Raw genomic sequence first — 16,453 nt, 5'->3', positions numbered from 1 at the left:
TCAGTAAAGGTTTATTTCTATTAAATTATTATCCAAAAAACCATTCATACGAGCATATTGCTCAATCATATTCCTTTAAAAATCCCCTTTTATTGACGTATTGAGGGTTTTTCTTTTTTACGATGAATATACAATCAAACATATTTCTTATTTCTGGTGGTGCTTCAGGGCTAGGATTGGCTACGGCACAAAACATTATTTCGCAGGGCGGAAAAGTTATTTTACTAGACATAAATGAACAAGCGGGACAACATGCTCAAGTAAGTTTGGGCAATTCAGCGCTTTTTTGCAAAGCTGATATTGTAGACGAAACACAGGTAATGCAAGCCATTGAAAAAGGCTTGTCTGTATTTGGACAAATCAACGGGGTCATCAATTGTGCGGGTATTGGTCCTGCTAAAAGAGTTGTAGGCAAAGAGGGTCCTCATGATTTAGCTTTTTTTCAAAAAGTCATTCAAGTCAATTTAGTAGGTGTATTTAATGTACTTCGTTTGGGTGCAAATGTCATGCAACATAATACGCCAAACGAACAAGGAGAAAGAGGAATTGTAATCAATACCGCTTCGGTAGCAGCCTTTGATGGACAAATCGGACAGGCGGCCTATTCAGCTTCTAAAGGTGGCGTGGTAGCGATGACCCTACCAATTGCTCGTGAGTTTGCTCGTATGGGTATTCGAGTGATGACCATTGCTCCTGGGATTTTTGAAACACCATTGCTTGCAAATTTATCTAGCGAGGCACAAGCATCTTTAGCACAACAAATTCCTTTTCCCTCAAGACTTGGAAAACCTGAAGAATTTGCGAAATTGGTACAACAAATCATTGAAAACACCATGCTCAATGGCGAGGTAATCCGCTTGGATGGTGCTATTAGAATGGGAATGAAATAATACAAAACCTTTTACTATGAAAAAAATATTTACCTGTATATTAGGCGTTTTACTCGGATATACGGCTCATGCACAAGAAGTTATCCGATTATACAAAGGCAAAGCCCCAGGCTCAGAAAGCTGGACTTGGCAAGAATCAGTGTTAACTAATGCTAATTGGGGCGGTCGAACAGCCTATAATATCGTTGACCCAACTATTACTGCCTATTTACCTAACCCTAACAAAGCAAATGGTACTGCTATTGTAGTTGCGCCAGGAGGAGCTTTTCATACCTTATCAATTGACAATGAAGGTGTTGATGTAGCAAAATGGCTGAATGAAAGAGGTATTGCTGCTTTTGTTTTGAAATACCGAGTAGCACGCTCTTTTACGGATAATCCCATTACAGAAATCATGGGTAAAATGGGTAATATGAAAGCACTCGATCAAGAAAATGCGGCGGTGATTCCTTTGGCTACGCAAGATGGGCGTAAGGCGATTCAATATATCCGCCAGAATGCTGATAAATTCCATGTCAATCCAAACAAAATCGGCATGATGGGATTTTCGGCAGGAGGAACCTTAACCATGTCGGTAGTTTATACAGCCAACGATGCTGAAAGACCCAATTTTGTTGCTCCTATTTATGCCTACGAAAAAGCTATTTTGGGCAATAAAGTCCCAACTCAGCCTACGCCGATTTTTGTGGCAGCCGCTTCGGATGACCAATTAGGTTTCACCTTACACAGCTCCTCGATTTACAGCAAATGGACCCAAGCCAAACAACCAGCCGAGTTACATATTTACGAAAAAGGTGGTCATGGATTCGGTATGAGTAAGAAAAATATTCCTACCGACACATGGGTAGAACGCTTTGGAGATTGGCTACAATTGCATGGACTGACAACTCCTGAACCACCAGCGCCAGGCTTAGCATTTTTCTGTGAAATAAAAGTTTTACTAAGCGAAGCTCTTACGGTAGGTCAAACACCGCATGGACTACGACGCATCATTCCAATTGTTGGAGGTACTTTCGAAGGTCCAAGTATCAAAGGAGAAGTATTGTCTGGAGGTGCTGACTGGCAAATTGTGAGAAGCGATGGCGTGGCAGAACTAGATGCCAACTACCAAATCAAAACGGATGACGGAGTGATTATTTATGTAAAAAATAATGGATTGAGAGTTGCTTCACCTGAAATAGCCGCTAAAATTGCCAAAGGCGAGAATGTTGACCCTTCGCAATATTATTTTAGAACTATTCCAAAACTAGAGGCGCCCAAAGGAAAATACGATTGGGTAAATAATAGCTTATTCTTATGTAAAGGCATCCGTAAACCCGACCATGTTTTGATTCAAATTTGGGCGGTGAAATAGAATTAAAGTAAACAGGCACTTTGTGCCTGTTTAAAGTATATTTGATTTTTTGGGTATTTGTAGAAAAAACGACATTTCCCTTCGCGACACCTTACTTTTCTTGTCTTGACACAAGAAAAGTAACAAAAGAAAGTCAAGAAATCCTAAACTCGCCTTCGGCTCAAACAACAGGATTTCAGAAAATTGAATAAAAAATTATTTTTAGTGATTTATAAAGAAGCTATTTAAGCTCTCTTAAAATTGCTTGCGTAAGCAATGAATTTAAATTGTTTGAGCGAAGCGAGGTGGTACGCCACTCCGATTATAAATTCTTGAATTTTTTGCGGCCGCCGCTGCGGTTACTTTTTGTATCAAGGTGGGAACGCCTAGATAAAAAGTAAGACTAAGAATCAATCAGTAAAATATGTTTTTTGAAAAGTTTAAACAGCTTCAAAATTTAAACATACTCTAAGTATGAGTGTTGGGTTACTAGTTTGAATGTAGTTTTTTTTGATTATCAGTATTTTATATTCATAATTCACCACTCACAATTCAGCATTGATACTTAACTCAGCCCCTTTTAAAACATATCTATCCAAAAAACACATTTGATTTATGAAAAGAATTTTATTACTACTAATTACTTGTCTGTTTTTCAGTCAAATAAAGGCTCAACGAACCGCTGGCAAGGTCGAAAGCTTTGTGATTAATGCTAAAACCTTGCAAAATACAGGGGGAGAAAATGCTAACCGTAAAATCTCGGTATATCTTCCTCCGAATTATGAAAGTACACAAAAACGATTTCCTGTGGTGTACTATTTACATGGCTTCATGGGCAATGATAGCATTACAACAGGCATGAAGGCGATTCTCGACAAAAGTATTGCTCAAGCTAAAATTCGTCCTTTTATTTTAGTTATTGCAAGCCATTATACTCTTTTTGAAGGAAGTTTTTATAGTAATTCAACTCTCACGGGTAACTGGTCTGAATTTGAAGCCAAGGAGTTGGTTGAAGCGATTGACCGTAAATACAAAACTATCGCAAATCGCAATAGCAGAGGTATTGGCGGACATTCGATGGGCGGTTATGGTGCTATCAAAATCGGGATGTTATATCCAGAAGTATTTAGTTCGGTATATGCCATGAGTCCAGGGTTATTGATGATGGTCAAAGAATTTGGTGCCAATAGCGATTCATTTAAGGAACTTTCCAAAATAAAAACGGTCGAAGAGTTAAGAAAAACCTATTATCCAAAAGTATTAGTTGCTGTGGGTCGTGCTTGGTCTCCTAATCCTACAAATCCTCCTTTTTACTGTGATATGCCTTTTACGTATCAAGGTGATAGTCTGCAAGTCAATCAGACGGTTGTTGATAAATGGAATGCAAATTTTCCTGTATTGATGGTAGATAAGTATGCCGATAACCTTCGTAAACTAAAAGCCCTAAAATTAGATTGGGGAAGAAACGATGCGCAACGCTTTCCAATTCAGTGTGGAGCCTTTAGTCAAAAATTAGAAAACCTTGGTATTGAGCATTTTGCAGAGGAATATATTGGAAACCATGTGAACAAAATTTGGACAAATGATGGCAGAGTTTTGAATGATTTGCTTCCATTTTTTAATGACTATCTCGTTTTCGAATAACATATACGCTCGATAATATGCTCGCTCTATTAGGATTTTCGACCATTGCTATCTTTTTATTTTTAATCATTACCAAAAGACTCTCGGTGATTACTGCTTTGGTAATCGTACCACTTTTGGCAGGAATTATTGCGGGGTTTTCTCCTAAAGAATTAGGAGAAATGATGCTTGCTGGCATGAAGCAGGTAGCGCCTACAGGCATCTTGCTAACCTTTGCGGTACTATATTTTGCTACCATGCTCGATGCTGGACTTTTTGATCCAGTGGTTGCTTTTATCATCAAGTATGTAAAAGGTGACCCGCTCAAAGTTATTCTTGGCACAGCCATATTAACCATGATTGTACATTTGGATGGCGACGGTACCGCTACTTTTATGATTGTACTTTCGGCTTTTTTACCCATTTACAAACAGCTAAAAATCAACCGTTTGTTATTACCTTGTATTGTTGCGCTGAGTGTTGGACCTATGCATCTCGTACCTTGGTCTGGCACTTCGGCACGAGCTATTTCTACACTCAAATCAGATGCCGTACATATTTTTAACCCTAATATTCCTGCCATACTAGCTGGGCTCGCATGGGTATTATTTGTGGCGTATTTTTTGGGGATGAAGGAAAGAAAACGATTGGGTGTGGTAGATTTTGCCTATAATCATCAGGAAAATTTAACTGAAAATGAAAGAAGTTTACGTCGCCCAAAACTCATCATTCTCAATGCCATCTTGACGATTAGCTTAATTGTGGTATTAATCAAGGGACTGATTCCTGCGCCTGTTTTGTTTTTACTGGCAAGTATGTTGGCGCTGTTAATCAACTATCCACGATTGACCGACCAACAAAAAGTATTGCGTGGTCACGGCATGAATATTTTTCTCGTATCGAGTATGATATTCGTGGCGGGAATCTTTTCGGGGATTCTTACAGGAACTAAAATGATTGATGCCATGGCAAACGAGTTAGTCTCGTTGATTCCTCAACATCATGCGAATCTTTTGCCAGTACTAACAGCTATTACGAGTTTGCCAGCGAGTATTCTCTTCACGCCAGATGCCTATTATTTTGGCGTAGTGCCTATTTTGAGTCAAACTGCAACACAATTTCATTTAGATTCTTTAGAAATAGGACGCGCTGCTTTGCTTGGACAAATGACGGTGGGGTTTCCGATTAGCCCCTTGACGGCATCTACTTTTTTATTGATTGGTTTGACAGAAGTTGATTTGGGAGAACATCAAAAATTTACCTTCAAATGGGCTTGGGGTACCACCCTTGCGATGACGATTATGGCTTTACTGACAGGTTCGATACATATTTAGCACATGAAAAAAGAAAAAATAAGAATAGGATGCGGAGCAGGTTTTTCGGGAGATAGAATAGAACCAGCGCTTGTATTAGCCGAACAAGGAGAATTGGACTACCTCGTGCTAGAATGTCTGGCAGAAAGAACGATTGCCTTAGCCCAAAAAAGAAAATTACAAGACGCATCCAAAGGGTATGATCCACTTCTGGAGAAGCGAATCAAATCATTATTGCCATTATTAGTCAAAAATCAAATAAAACTCATCACGAATATGGGGGCGGCGAATCCACTGGCAGCCGCCCAAAAAGTCATTGAGATAGCTCAAGAACTACAATTGCCCATTAAAGTTGCCGCCGTGACAGGCGATGATGCTACACAATGGGTAAAAAATAGCTCCACCCATTTCACCATTTTGGAAAATGGTCAAGCGTTAAATGACTATGAGGTTATTTCTATCAATGCGTATATGGGTGTTGAGGGAATTTTGGAGGCTTTAGAGTATGATGCACAAATAATTATAACAGGAAGAGTATCAGATCCCTCTTTATTCTTAGCCCCCATGATTCATGAATTTGGATGGCAAATAGATGATTTTGATTTGTTGGGAAAAGGCACCGTGATTGGACACTTACTCGAATGTGCAGGACATATCACTGGTGGATATTTTGCCGAACCCATCATGAAACCGATAGAGGGATTAGAAAATCTGGGACATCCTTTTGCTGATATCTATGCCGATGGTTCAGCAGTCATTAGTAAAGTAAAAGGCACTGGAGGCAAAATTACGTTGCAAACTGCCAAAGAACAGCTTTTATACGAGGTCATAAATCCGCATGAATATTATACTCCTGATGTAATTGCTGATTTTACGACAGTCAAATTAGAAGAAATTGGTGAAAATCAAATTTGGGTAACGGGCGGTACAGGCAAAACCAAACCGTCAACTTACAAAGCAAGTGTTGGTTATAAAGCATTTTACCTTGGAGAAGGTGAAATTTCTTATGCTGGATTCAACGCCGTCGGGCGAGCCAAACTAGCAGGTGAGATTTTATCTCAAAGACTAAAACCTCAATTCGAAGCATTTAGAATAGATTACATCGGCTTAAATTCCATTTTTCGAGAAGAATTTAGTGCTAAAATGAAAGTCGAAGAATCCTATTTACCTGAAGTAAGATTGAGAGTCTCGGGAAAAGCCACAACTGCCCACGAAGCTTCATTGATTGGAGAAGAAGTCGAAGCGCTCTATACCAATGGTCCTGCAGCTGGTGGGGGTGTACGAAAAAATGTAAATGAGGTAATAGGGATTGTCTCCATTTTAATTGACAGAAATTTATTAAAAGCAAACGTAGACATTTTAAGCGCATGAAACTTTACGAAATAGCCCACAGCAGAGCAGGCGACAAAGGCAATACTCTTACGCTATCATTAATTCCCTTCAAGGAGTCTGATTATGAGCTACTTTGTACTCAAATTACTGCACAAAAAGTACAAGCACATTTACAAGGAATCGTCGAAGGTGAAATTACTCGATACGAATTACCTAATATTTCATCTCTGTTATTTGTTTGTCAACAGGCATTATTAGGTGGGGTTACAACATCGTTGGCAATCGATACTCATGGCAAAACTTTGAGTTATGCACTTCTGGAAATGGAGATTTAATCATGCCATTTCCCCTAATTACCTAGGAAACTATTCTAAATACCTTACCCAAATTTTCATATTCTTAAATACATCAATTCTAACATTCTTGTAAGATTTGATGTATTTTTTTGTATCCAAAAGAAGTTTATTATACATTTGTATCGTGTACGATATAATTGCAAAAAATTAAAAAATGGATCAAAAGTTCTATGATTTGTCAGCTAAAACACCTGCTGGCAAAGAAGTATCAATGTCAGAATTTGCAGGTAAAGCTGTATTAATTGTCAACACGGCAACCAAATGTGGATTGACACCACAATTTGAAGGTTTGGAAGGTTTGCACCAAAAATACAAAGATCAAGGTTTAGTCGTTTTGGGATTTCCCTGCAATCAATTTGCTGGGCAAGAGCCAGAAACCAATGATACCATCGAGCAAGTTTGTCAAATGAATCATGGCGTAACTTTCCAGTTGATGGCAAAATGTGACGTAAATGGAGATGAGACTCATCCTGTTTTCAAATATCTAAAAAGTAAAAAAGGAGGATTGTTCGGTAGCCGTATCAAATGGAACTTTACTAAATTTCTGGTTGACAAAAATGGAAAGGTAGTGAAGCGCTATGCACCCGTTACCAAACCTGAGGCTATTGAAGACGATATTCGTAAAGTATTGTAGTATGCTAGAAGAATCAGAAGTATTGAAGCTCGAAAGACAACTTTGCTTTCCTTTATATACAGCTTCGCGACTTACCACCCAGTGCTATCAACCAATTCTTCAAGAATTGAATCTTACTTACCCTCAGTACTTGGTCATGTTGGTTCTGTGGGAAAAAAACAATTTAAGCCTTTCGGACATCGCTCAAAAATTATACTTACAATCCAATACCCTAACACCTTTATTGAAACGGATGGAGGAATTAGGCTTGTTGACAAGAATTCGCTCTAAACAAGATGAGCGAAGCATTTGTATTTCTTTGACTGAAAAAGGTGAAACCCTAAAGACACAAGCAGAACAAGTTCCCTCTAAACTAATGCAACAAATTTCTCTAACCAAAGACGAAGCCATTCAACTACATACCTTATTATATAAGCTCATTCAGGGTTCATAAAACGTAAATAGCCGATTCTCATGAAAATCGGCTATTTTTGTACCTTTAAGTTAATAATTTCGAATAAAAGGTATTTTGAAAATAGGTATAGAAGAATGCACCTATCTTTTGATACTATTTTCCGAAAAAAAATCATGATGAAAATTGTACCCGAAATCGAGCGTTTAGTGTGTAGGTTACTTAAGCCATAGGCATTGGTACCAACCTCAGCAACATGACCATCAGAGGAAAAAGAAACAAATAGTAAATTCATATTTAAATCCTATCTTCTCACACACCCGATGCATTCATTTATGATTGAAGCCACACATAGGATAGTAACACTTACAAAAGCCTGCATAAGGATGATTCTGATTAATAGAACCATTAAAACTGCTTATCTTGAAAATATCAAACACCTCACTAATTTCCCTTAGATAGCGCTACTTCAGTTCTTACACATTCGCTTGAGTTCACCAGCCTTCATATCGCTATATACCAATAGTTATTTCCTGAAACCATATTAAGAACTTTCCAAATTCTAATTCCTGAGGAATCGTGGTAATATCTATCGAGCTAGATTTGCTTCACTTCACATTCAAAAATTCTCGATAATTGTCAACTTACACTACTATTTGTAAAGACCTTACTTAGACATCTCCGATGAAATACAGCGTTTTGTTCGGAAACGAGAGAACAATATGTCATTAAGAGATGTATCTGTTTGGGTAAAATCTCGAATTATGTTTGATCAATATCACTTTCTATCCCTAAAATCGGCGTTTTATCCCAGAAATTTTGTCCCATTTTCATGTCAATCTAATTTCATTCTATAATCGAATCTCAAGCAATTAAACACTCGGCGGAGATACGCAATAGCAATGAAAAAATCATCTTTTCTACCCGTAATTTTATCAGCATTATGTTGTAGTTTACTATTTACAAATTGTAAAGGCCCAGCAGGGGACGTTGGTCCAGCTGGGGTAGCAGGATCGGTAGGACCAGCTGGACCAACAGGCCCTGCCGGACAAACTGGCAACGCCAACGTGATTCAAATCTCATACGCAGCCAAAACTTGGACGGCTGCAAAAGGCTCAGCTCAACAATTTGTTTTCCCTTCTAATGTCACCACTGCAATAATGAATAGTAGTGCTATACTAGTCTATATGACCAACGGCACACCAAATAACGCAACCTCTTATGGTTGGTATGCAATACCTGGTATTGTTCCATCAAATGGAGTTGAACATGAATTCTACTATGAAACTTCTTTTGCTGGAAACACCGCAGGAATAAATATTTATAGAAAATTAGCTTCGACAGCATCACTTTCAGCTTCAACTCGTATCGTAATTATCCCTGCAAACGACATACGAGGTGGGCGTAAGGCAGCAGTAGATTTCTCTGATTATAATGCCGTAAAAGCGTATTATAACCTAGAGGATTAAAATAATTTATTGAAAGCAGTCTGCCGAAAATGCTGATTGAGAGTAGGCGAAAAACGCTTAATTATTTACAAAAATGAAAAGATTATTCTTTACCCTCGCAATAGTTCTGTTTATCGGACATTTTGTAGATGCCCAAAATCACAATACGCTATGGTGTGATAAAGACATGAAACTAAAAAACACGCATCACTTCATGTTGCAAAAAACCACTGAAACGGGTAAACTTAATGCCAAAATGAAATGGGGGGCACCAAATGGTGGTGCTACTTTTTCGGCAGCCAATTTAGAAATTACCAACGGTACTTGTGAATCTTGTAAGCCCCTTGGCGCTATTGGCTCGGGCAATTATGAGCAAAATTGGGTTATTAAAGTAACTGACCCCTCAAAACCTGTAACATTTGCGTGGAAAACTACAGGTACAATCAATGTGTGTGGTACTGGAAAACTTGTTGTCCCGAAACCATTCTAATCAAATTTGATTTATATTTGCGATTAGAGGATAAAACACCTTTTCTCTTCAAAAATAAAGAATAGGGAAAGGTGTTTTTTGTACTACTATCCACTGAAAATGCCCAACACACTTATTAAAATAGCACTTTTATTTTTAGCTTCTTATACTGTATTTGGGCAACCTCTCTCCCTACCTGAAAGTGAAGTCAAAAAACTGAAACTAAATTTAGAAGTAGGCGCCGAAGACACTAATAGTGTCATCAGCTTATGGCGTTTGGCAAGGTATCATACCATGACAGCGCCTCATCAAGCTGTAGTATATGCAACCAAGTCAATCAATCTTGCCCGAAAACTCGATTACACATACGGCGAACTGATTTCTTTACAGGCGTTGAGCTTCGTCTCAACCATCACGGGCGATTGGCAAAACGGTATGCAGTCGGCTTATGAAGGCTTGCAGGTAAGTCAAGCAAAATACCCCAAATTAGAAATCGTTTTTTATAACTTAATCGCTCTTGTTTACGAAAAACAACAAGATAGCAAACACCGATTAGAATGGTTATTAAAAGCCAAAAACAACCCAGAAATAGAATCACTTCCTAATAATGGGAAATGGTTGATTTTTCATAATCTTGGAGAGGTTTATGAAAAATTAAACGTGCTCGATTCTGCCATGTATTATGGAAAATTAATAGACTCGAGTTGTAGAAAATTGAACATTCCTATAGAGGTATCCTATGCCAATGCCGTCATGGGAAGGGTAGAAAAAAAACGCAAAAACTACCCACAAGCCCTACACTATCTAAGAACTGCGATTAGTTTCTCAAACAAATTCGGCAACCCTTTTTTAGAAACTGAGCAGTCGGTCGATTTGGCAGGGGTTTTTCAGGCAATGAACCAGCCCGACTCGGCTATTTTTTATGCAGAAAAAGCCTTAGCAGGCGGTCGACAATTCAAAAACTTAGTGCTTACCATAAGTGCCGCTAAAATTTTAGCGCAAATCTACGAACATAAAAACCCAGACAAAGCAATCTACTATCTGAAAATAGTAAATGCCTCTAACGATAGTCTTTACACTACTTCCAGAATTTTTCAAACGCAGAATATTGTCAATACCATCAAACAACGTGAGCAAGAATTGATAGAAGCTAAAAAAGAGTACAACAATTCTATCAGGCAAAATACGCTCATTGGATTTCTTATTTTTTTCGGATTATTGACTATTATTTTGATTCGGAATAACCGTCAAAAACAAAAAAATAATGCCGTTCTGAAGGATAAAAACCGAGAAATAAGCCTTCAAAAGGAGGAAATAGAGAAAACAATGGAGCAGAAACAAATGCTTCTTTCCGAACTGCAACATCGTGTAAAAAACAATCTACAGTATGTGATCAGCATTCTAGAAATCCAGAAAGAATCAGCGAGCCATAGCAACATTGACGACTTGATAAGAAGCAACCAGAATCGGATTCATTCGATTGCTTTGCTCCATAAAAAATTGAATGTTTCGGAAAGTGTTAATGAGGTTGACTTGAAACGATACATAACCGACCTATCCGAACTCGTCAAGGATTCGTATGACATCAAAGAAAAGAATGTGAGCCTGTTTATTACTTGTGACATCGAGATTTTATCAATCACAAAAGCACTGCCTTTGGGTTTGATTATCGTCGAGTTGGTTAGCAATAGCATGAAACATGCTTTCAAGAATCAAACAAAAGGCATTATCAATATTGAAATTACCCAAGAGAAAAACTCAAAAAAGAATTGTCTGCACTACATCGACAATGGCATTGGCTTTGATTTTAAGAATGTACAAACCAAAGGGCTTGGGGTAGAAATCACGAAAGGGCTGATTGACCAACTCAATGGCACAGTGGAAACACAACTCAAAAAAGGGTTTGAACTGAAAATGTGTTTTTAACGACCTCTACAATGAATTCAAAAGTAATACTAATCGTTGAAGACGATTTCCTGAATAGAAGACTTACAAAGAAAATTCTTCAAGAAAATAGCTATCAGGTTTTAGAAGCCAAGAATGCTGGTGAAGCCTTGGCAATCCTTAATAAGGAATTGGTTGACCTCGCTATTCTTGATATCAATCTCGGCGATGGAGAAATGGATGGTATTAGTTTAGGTAATCTCATTCAAAACAAACAAAAAGTACCATTCATCTATCTGACTGCTTACGAAAATACCAACATCATCAGTGAAGCTGTCGCAACGTCACCTTATTCTTATCTTACCAAACCGTTTAAAAACAGCGACTTAATAGCCTCTATTGAATTGGCACTCATAAAATCTTCAAAAGAAGACAAACCCAAACCTACCATTTTGGTAAAAGATGGTGAGTATAAAGTAGAATTACCACTAGATGATATCAATTTCATCAATTCAGAAGGGAATTATTTACTCTTTTATACCAACGAGAAAACGTTTAAATCTCGTGCAACTATTTCACAAATTTTAGAAGTATTACCTCCCTCAAAATTCATTCAAATTCATCGAGCATTTATAGTCAATAAGGATAAAATTGAGAAGTATAATGCTAAAAATGTGGTCATAAAAAATGCCATCATACCCCTTTCCAAAAAAGACCTCTTTGATAAGTAAACCATTGATAATAAGATCAATATGCTCAAAATTGGTCATTAGTCGCTGAAATAGTCTCAGCTACTACTGCTTCTTCATCTAGATAGATTAAAATATACCTCAGCAAAGACGTTTGAAACCTTTGTTGGAATTTTCGCCAACAAATTAGCATTATCAACAAGCTTGCTAAATAATGTCATCAATACTTCCCACGTTGCTTGCGGTTGACTCGTTGGAGATAGCTCCAACGAGGGCTAAAAACTCCACCACAGATAAAAAACGACACCTCCAACAGTCTGAGTCTCTTCTAATAAATGTATCTATAAAAATTTTCTCATGAATAAATTGTATTATTCAACTAGCACAAACAGATTTAGTGAGCTTGTTTGTACTTTTATATCATGATTGTGAAAAAGTTTAGATACAATACTCAACTTACTCTGCCTTGAGCCATTTCTTGATCCAATTTTCGCGCCTTGATTTTGACAAAATACGCAAGATTTTCTTAACAAATTTATTAAAAAGTCATCGCCTTTGGGTTGATGATAGACTATTCTCTAACAATGACTCAGTTATTTAATTTTAAACAAAAGGTAGACTACAAAACAGAAATTCTGGCAGGATTGACAGTTGCCATGACCATGATTCCAGAATCTCTGTCATTTGCTATCTTAGCCAAACTTCCTCCATTGGTTGGGTTGTATGGTGCCTTTATTATGGGACTCATAACTTCCATTTTCGGTGGTAGACCCGGTCTAATTTCAGGAGGAGCAGGTGCAACCGTGGTCGTACTCATTGCCTTGATGAATTCACACGGGCTTGACTATGTATTTGCTGCTATTATCTTGGGGGGAATCTTTCAATTACTAGTCGGAATCTTTCGTTTGGGGAAATTCATACGACTTGTTCCTCAACCTGTTATGTTTGGATTTGTGAACGGTTTGGCTGTTATTATCTTCATGGCGCAATTAGAACAATTCAAAACAGTCGTTGATGGACATCTGACATGGCTTTCAGGCTCGGCACTTTATACAATGTTAGGATTAGTTGCACTAACCATTCTTATTGTACTAGGCTTTCCGCGTCTTACTAAGGCCGTTCCTTCTTCGCTAGTAGCAATTATTATCGTAGGCTTTATAGTTTTTTTCTTTCAGATAGATACCAAAACTGTAAAAGATATTGCTTCTGTCAGCGGTGGATTACCCCCTTTTCATATCCCTCAAGTACCGCTTACTTTTGAAACGCTACAAATTATTTTTCCGTATGGCTTGGTTATGGGTGGCGTTGGCCTTACCGAAGGACTCTTAACGCTTAATGTTGTAGATGAAATCACTGAAACTAGAGGTGATGGTAATCGAGAGTCGCTAGCACAGGGAGCGGCTAATATCCTCAATGGTTTTTTCTTTGGTATGGGCGGTTGTCCCATGATTGCGCAAACTTTGGTAAACATTTCTGCCGGTGCACGTGCTAGACTTTCGGGAATTGTAGCGGCTTTTACGATTCTATCAATAATCCTTTTTGCTTCACCAATTATCGAAGCATTGCCTATGGCGGCGTTGACAGGTGTAATGATGATGGTGGCTATTGGCACTTTTGAGTGGATGAGTCTGAAAGTTATTAACAAAATGCCCAAAGCTGATATAATTGTAGGCATTTTAGTCGCATTGATTACAATATGGCTTCATAATTTGGCATTAGCGGTATTGATTGGAGTAATCATTTCAGCCCTAGTATTTGCATGGGAAAGCGCCAAACGTATTCGTGCACGCAAATTTATAGATGAGCATGGAGTAAAACATTATGAAATTTATGGCCCGCTATTCTTTGGTTCTACTACTACTTTTATGGAAAAGTTTGACATTCAAAACGACCCACAAGAAATCATCATAGATTTTAAAGAAAGCCGTATTGCTGATATGAGTGCCATAGATGCCGTCAACAAGTTGACCGAAAGATACCTAAAATTGAATAAGACAGTTCGTTTATGTCATTTGAGTGCCGATTGTCGCCAATTGCTCCAAAATGCTAACCAAATAATAGATGTAAACATCATCGATGACCCCACTTATCCTGTCATGGAATAGGTACAATTTAGAAAAATCAACAATGTGACCAGTCCAAGAAGAAATGAGCTTTCTCTTCTTGGACTGGTCTATTTATTTAGAGACGGTTCCCTTCTTAATCTTCAAAATTGGCAACGTTGCCGGTAACGATTGCACTAAAAAAGACAGTTTTTTATTTGTTAAGTTCAATATTGAAGTCCAATTTCGAACATAAAAGCATTGATTTTAGCTCAATTGCCTTTAAACCCTTTTCATTTTGGGGCTCTCTTGAGTAAAATTCTGAAAAAATCTTCCAGAATACACTCTAGATGGAACTATGACATTTAATCATTCAGACGGTTTATGAAAACTCATTTTCTTCGTTGGGCTGCGGCTTTAGTTGTAGCTACTCCATTTGCTAGTTTAGCGCAAAAAACTCAATCTTATAGTTGGGATAATTTACCCAAAATTACTCAACCAAGTTTCAGAAAAGATACTCTCAATATTCAGAAATTAGGTGCTAAACCAGACGGTGTTACGCTCAACACACAGACAATTAATAACGCTATTAATACGATTAGCCAAAAAGGGGGTGGAGTTGTTCTGATTCCCAAAGGTATTTGGTTAACAGGACCTATCGAGTTGAAAAGCAATGTAAACTTACATATTCAAAAGTCTGCCATCGTACTTTTTACAGGTGATAAAAGCCAGTATGCTCTGATAGAAGGTTCTTATGAAGGGAAAAAAGCTGCTCGTAATCAGTCTCCCATTTCGGCAACAGGTGTTGAAAATGTTGCTATTACAGGCAAAGGAATTATTGATGGAAATGGAGATGTATGGCGAGCTGTAAACAAAGCTCAGCTAACAGAAGGACAATGGAAAGAAAAAGTAGCTTCAGGCGGTGTGGTAAGAGCCGATGGTAAAGCGTGGTATCCAAGCGAGCAATTCTTGAAAGCTAGTGTTGAGGGTAAAAGTATGTTGCTTACAGATGGCAAAAAACCTGCTGATTTTGCCGATATGAAAGATTTTCTTCGCCCTAATTTGTTGGTTTTGACACAATGTAAAAAAGTTTTAATCGATGGTGTTACTTTTCAAAACTCTCCAGCATGGTGTTTGCATCCATTGATGACCGAAAATTTGACGATTAGAAATGTGGTAGTCAAAAATCCAGAGTACGCGCAAAATGGAGATGGTATGGACATTGAATCTTGTAAAAACTTCTTGATTGAAGGTTGTACTTTAGACGTAGGAGATGATGCGATTTGTATTAAATCAGGTAAAGACGAAGAAGGTCGTAAACGTGGAATGCCAACCGAAAACGGTATTATCCGCAACAATGTTGTATATAATGGTCACGGTGGCTTTGTAATTGGAAGCGAAATGAGTGGTGGTGCTCGCAACCTCTTTGTGTATGACTGTACATTTATGGGTACCGACAAAGGACTACGCTTCAAGTCTGTTCGTGGTCGTGGGGGTGTTGTTGAAAATATTTATGCTAAAAATATTTATATGAAAGATATTGCTCAGGAGGCCATTTTCTTTGATATGTACTATTTTGTAAAATTTGCCACAGATTCACCAAGAGATGAACGTCCGATTGTAAATGAAGGGACTCCTATTTTCAGAAATATGAAATTCGAAAATATTGTTTGTCATGGTGCTAAAAAAGGCATCTTTGTGCGTGGATTACCAGAAATGCCAATTCAAAATATTGCTATTGAAAATGCAACACTTCAAGCAGAAGAGGGAGCTATATTGATAGACGCAAGTGGAATTACCTGTAAAAATGTAGCTTTACTTTCTGAAAAAACAGAACCTGTTATTTCAATAGAAAATAGTCAAAAAATCACTTTCGATAACATTGAAGTAAGTAAAGGTGCCAAACGCTTCTTCACAATTAGTGGAGATCGCACAAAAAGCATCACTGTAATAAAAACAAAATTGGAACAAGCTAGCCAAAAAGTAGAATGGAAAGGTGGAGCTATAGAATCTGTTCTTTCTATAATGCCTTAATTCCGTAAATTTTAA

Annotated in this window: 14 protein-coding genes; all 14 read left to right on the top strand. The window is 37.8% G+C overall.

What is annotated here, in order from left to right; all coding sequences use genetic code 11:
- The first annotated feature begins 122 nt into the window (after window positions 1-122).
- Complete coding sequence (locus QM481_RS20585) at window positions 123-890, top strand: 3-hydroxyacyl-CoA dehydrogenase (RefSeq protein ID WP_283383125.1); 768 nt, start codon at window positions 123-125, stop codon at window positions 888-890.
- A gap of 16 nt (window positions 891-906) precedes the next feature.
- Window positions 907-2,244 (top strand): DUF3237 family protein, encoded by a 1,338-nt coding sequence (locus QM481_RS20580; protein WP_283383124.1) that lies wholly within the window; start codon window positions 907-909, stop codon window positions 2,242-2,244.
- 594 nt (window positions 2,245-2,838) lie between these two features.
- Window positions 2,839-3,867 (top strand): alpha/beta hydrolase, encoded by a 1,029-nt coding sequence (locus tag QM481_RS20575; RefSeq protein WP_283383123.1) that lies wholly within the window; start codon window positions 2,839-2,841, stop codon window positions 3,865-3,867.
- Window positions 3,868-3,884: 17 nt separating this feature from the next.
- Window positions 3,885-5,180 (top strand): CitMHS family transporter, encoded by a 1,296-nt coding sequence (locus tag QM481_RS20570; RefSeq protein ID WP_283383122.1) that lies wholly within the window; start codon window positions 3,885-3,887, stop codon window positions 5,178-5,180.
- Between the two features lie 3 nt (window positions 5,181-5,183).
- Window positions 5,184-6,530: an acyclic terpene utilization AtuA family protein gene (locus QM481_RS20565; RefSeq protein ID WP_283383121.1), complete on the top strand. Its 1,347-nt coding sequence runs from the start codon at window positions 5,184-5,186 to the stop codon at window positions 6,528-6,530.
- Complete coding sequence (locus QM481_RS20560; protein WP_283383120.1) at window positions 6,527-6,826, top strand: AtuA-related protein; 300 nt, start codon at window positions 6,527-6,529, stop codon at window positions 6,824-6,826. The genes QM481_RS20565 and QM481_RS20560 overlap by 4 nt, the downstream gene beginning before the upstream one ends.
- Window positions 6,827-7,001: 175 nt before the next feature.
- The gene (locus tag QM481_RS20555) at window positions 7,002-7,481 is read left to right on the top strand and encodes a glutathione peroxidase (RefSeq protein ID WP_166551958.1); all 480 of its coding nucleotides are present in this window, start codon (window positions 7,002-7,004) and stop codon (window positions 7,479-7,481) included.
- Window position 7,482: 1 nt separating this feature from the next.
- Window positions 7,483-7,914, top strand: coding sequence for a MarR family winged helix-turn-helix transcriptional regulator (locus QM481_RS20550; RefSeq protein WP_283383119.1), 432 nt, complete (start codon window positions 7,483-7,485; stop codon window positions 7,912-7,914).
- 860 nt (window positions 7,915-8,774) lie between these two features.
- A complete protein-coding gene (locus tag QM481_RS20545; protein WP_283383118.1) occupies window positions 8,775-9,341 on the top strand; it encodes a collagen-like triple helix repeat-containing protein in 567 nt (188 codons plus the stop codon).
- Between the two features lie 73 nt (window positions 9,342-9,414).
- Window positions 9,415-9,810, top strand: a complete 396-nt coding sequence (locus QM481_RS20540) for a hypothetical protein (protein ID WP_283383117.1) — start codon at window positions 9,415-9,417, stop codon at window positions 9,808-9,810.
- A gap of 99 nt (window positions 9,811-9,909) precedes the next feature.
- Window positions 9,910-11,715, top strand: a complete 1,806-nt coding sequence (locus QM481_RS20535) for a tetratricopeptide repeat-containing sensor histidine kinase (protein WP_283383116.1) — start codon at window positions 9,910-9,912, stop codon at window positions 11,713-11,715.
- 11 nt (window positions 11,716-11,726) lie between these two features.
- Window positions 11,727-12,404: a LytR/AlgR family response regulator transcription factor gene (locus tag QM481_RS20530; protein ID WP_283383115.1), complete on the top strand. Its 678-nt coding sequence runs from the start codon at window positions 11,727-11,729 to the stop codon at window positions 12,402-12,404.
- 542 nt (window positions 12,405-12,946) lie between these two features.
- The gene (locus tag QM481_RS20525; protein WP_283383114.1) at window positions 12,947-14,467 is read left to right on the top strand and encodes a SulP family inorganic anion transporter; all 1,521 of its coding nucleotides are present in this window, start codon (window positions 12,947-12,949) and stop codon (window positions 14,465-14,467) included.
- Between the two features lie 321 nt (window positions 14,468-14,788).
- Window positions 14,789-16,438: a glycoside hydrolase family 28 protein gene (locus tag QM481_RS20520; RefSeq protein WP_283383113.1), complete on the top strand. Its 1,650-nt coding sequence runs from the start codon at window positions 14,789-14,791 to the stop codon at window positions 16,436-16,438.
- Window positions 16,439-16,453: the final 15 nt, after the last annotated feature.

Origin of the sequence: Flectobacillus rivi (genome assembly GCF_030056655.1) — a bacterium.
Classification (GTDB): Bacteria; Bacteroidota; Bacteroidia; order Cytophagales; family Spirosomataceae; genus Flectobacillus; species Flectobacillus rivi.
This window is presented reverse-complemented; position numbering and strand designations above follow the sequence as displayed.

What these genes read in the sequence shown, in the direction of transcription:
- QM481_RS20585 (WP_283383125.1), top strand. Translation starts at nt 123, where the DNA reads ATGAATATACAATCAAACATATTTCTTATTTCTGGTGGTGCTTCAGGG.
- QM481_RS20580 (WP_283383124.1), top strand. Translation starts at nt 907, where the DNA reads ATGAAAAAAATATTTACCTGTATATTAGGCGTTTTACTCGGATATACG.
- QM481_RS20575 (WP_283383123.1), top strand. Translation starts at nt 2,839, where the DNA reads ATGAAAAGAATTTTATTACTACTAATTACTTGTCTGTTTTTCAGTCAA.
- QM481_RS20570 (WP_283383122.1), top strand. Translation starts at nt 3,885, where the DNA reads ATGCTCGCTCTATTAGGATTTTCGACCATTGCTATCTTTTTATTTTTA.
- QM481_RS20565 (WP_283383121.1), top strand. Translation starts at nt 5,184, where the DNA reads ATGAAAAAAGAAAAAATAAGAATAGGATGCGGAGCAGGTTTTTCGGGA.
- QM481_RS20560 (WP_283383120.1), top strand. Translation starts at nt 6,527, where the DNA reads ATGAAACTTTACGAAATAGCCCACAGCAGAGCAGGCGACAAAGGCAAT.
- QM481_RS20555 (WP_166551958.1), top strand. Translation starts at nt 7,002, where the DNA reads ATGGATCAAAAGTTCTATGATTTGTCAGCTAAAACACCTGCTGGCAAA.
- QM481_RS20550 (WP_283383119.1), top strand. Translation starts at nt 7,483, where the DNA reads ATGCTAGAAGAATCAGAAGTATTGAAGCTCGAAAGACAACTTTGCTTT.
- QM481_RS20545 (WP_283383118.1), top strand. Translation starts at nt 8,775, where the DNA reads ATGAAAAAATCATCTTTTCTACCCGTAATTTTATCAGCATTATGTTGT.
- QM481_RS20540 (WP_283383117.1), top strand. Translation starts at nt 9,415, where the DNA reads ATGAAAAGATTATTCTTTACCCTCGCAATAGTTCTGTTTATCGGACAT.
- QM481_RS20535 (WP_283383116.1), top strand. Translation starts at nt 9,910, where the DNA reads ATGCCCAACACACTTATTAAAATAGCACTTTTATTTTTAGCTTCTTAT.
- QM481_RS20530 (WP_283383115.1), top strand. Translation starts at nt 11,727, where the DNA reads ATGAATTCAAAAGTAATACTAATCGTTGAAGACGATTTCCTGAATAGA.
- QM481_RS20525 (WP_283383114.1), top strand. Translation starts at nt 12,947, where the DNA reads ATGACTCAGTTATTTAATTTTAAACAAAAGGTAGACTACAAAACAGAA.
- QM481_RS20520 (WP_283383113.1), top strand. Translation starts at nt 14,789, where the DNA reads ATGAAAACTCATTTTCTTCGTTGGGCTGCGGCTTTAGTTGTAGCTACT.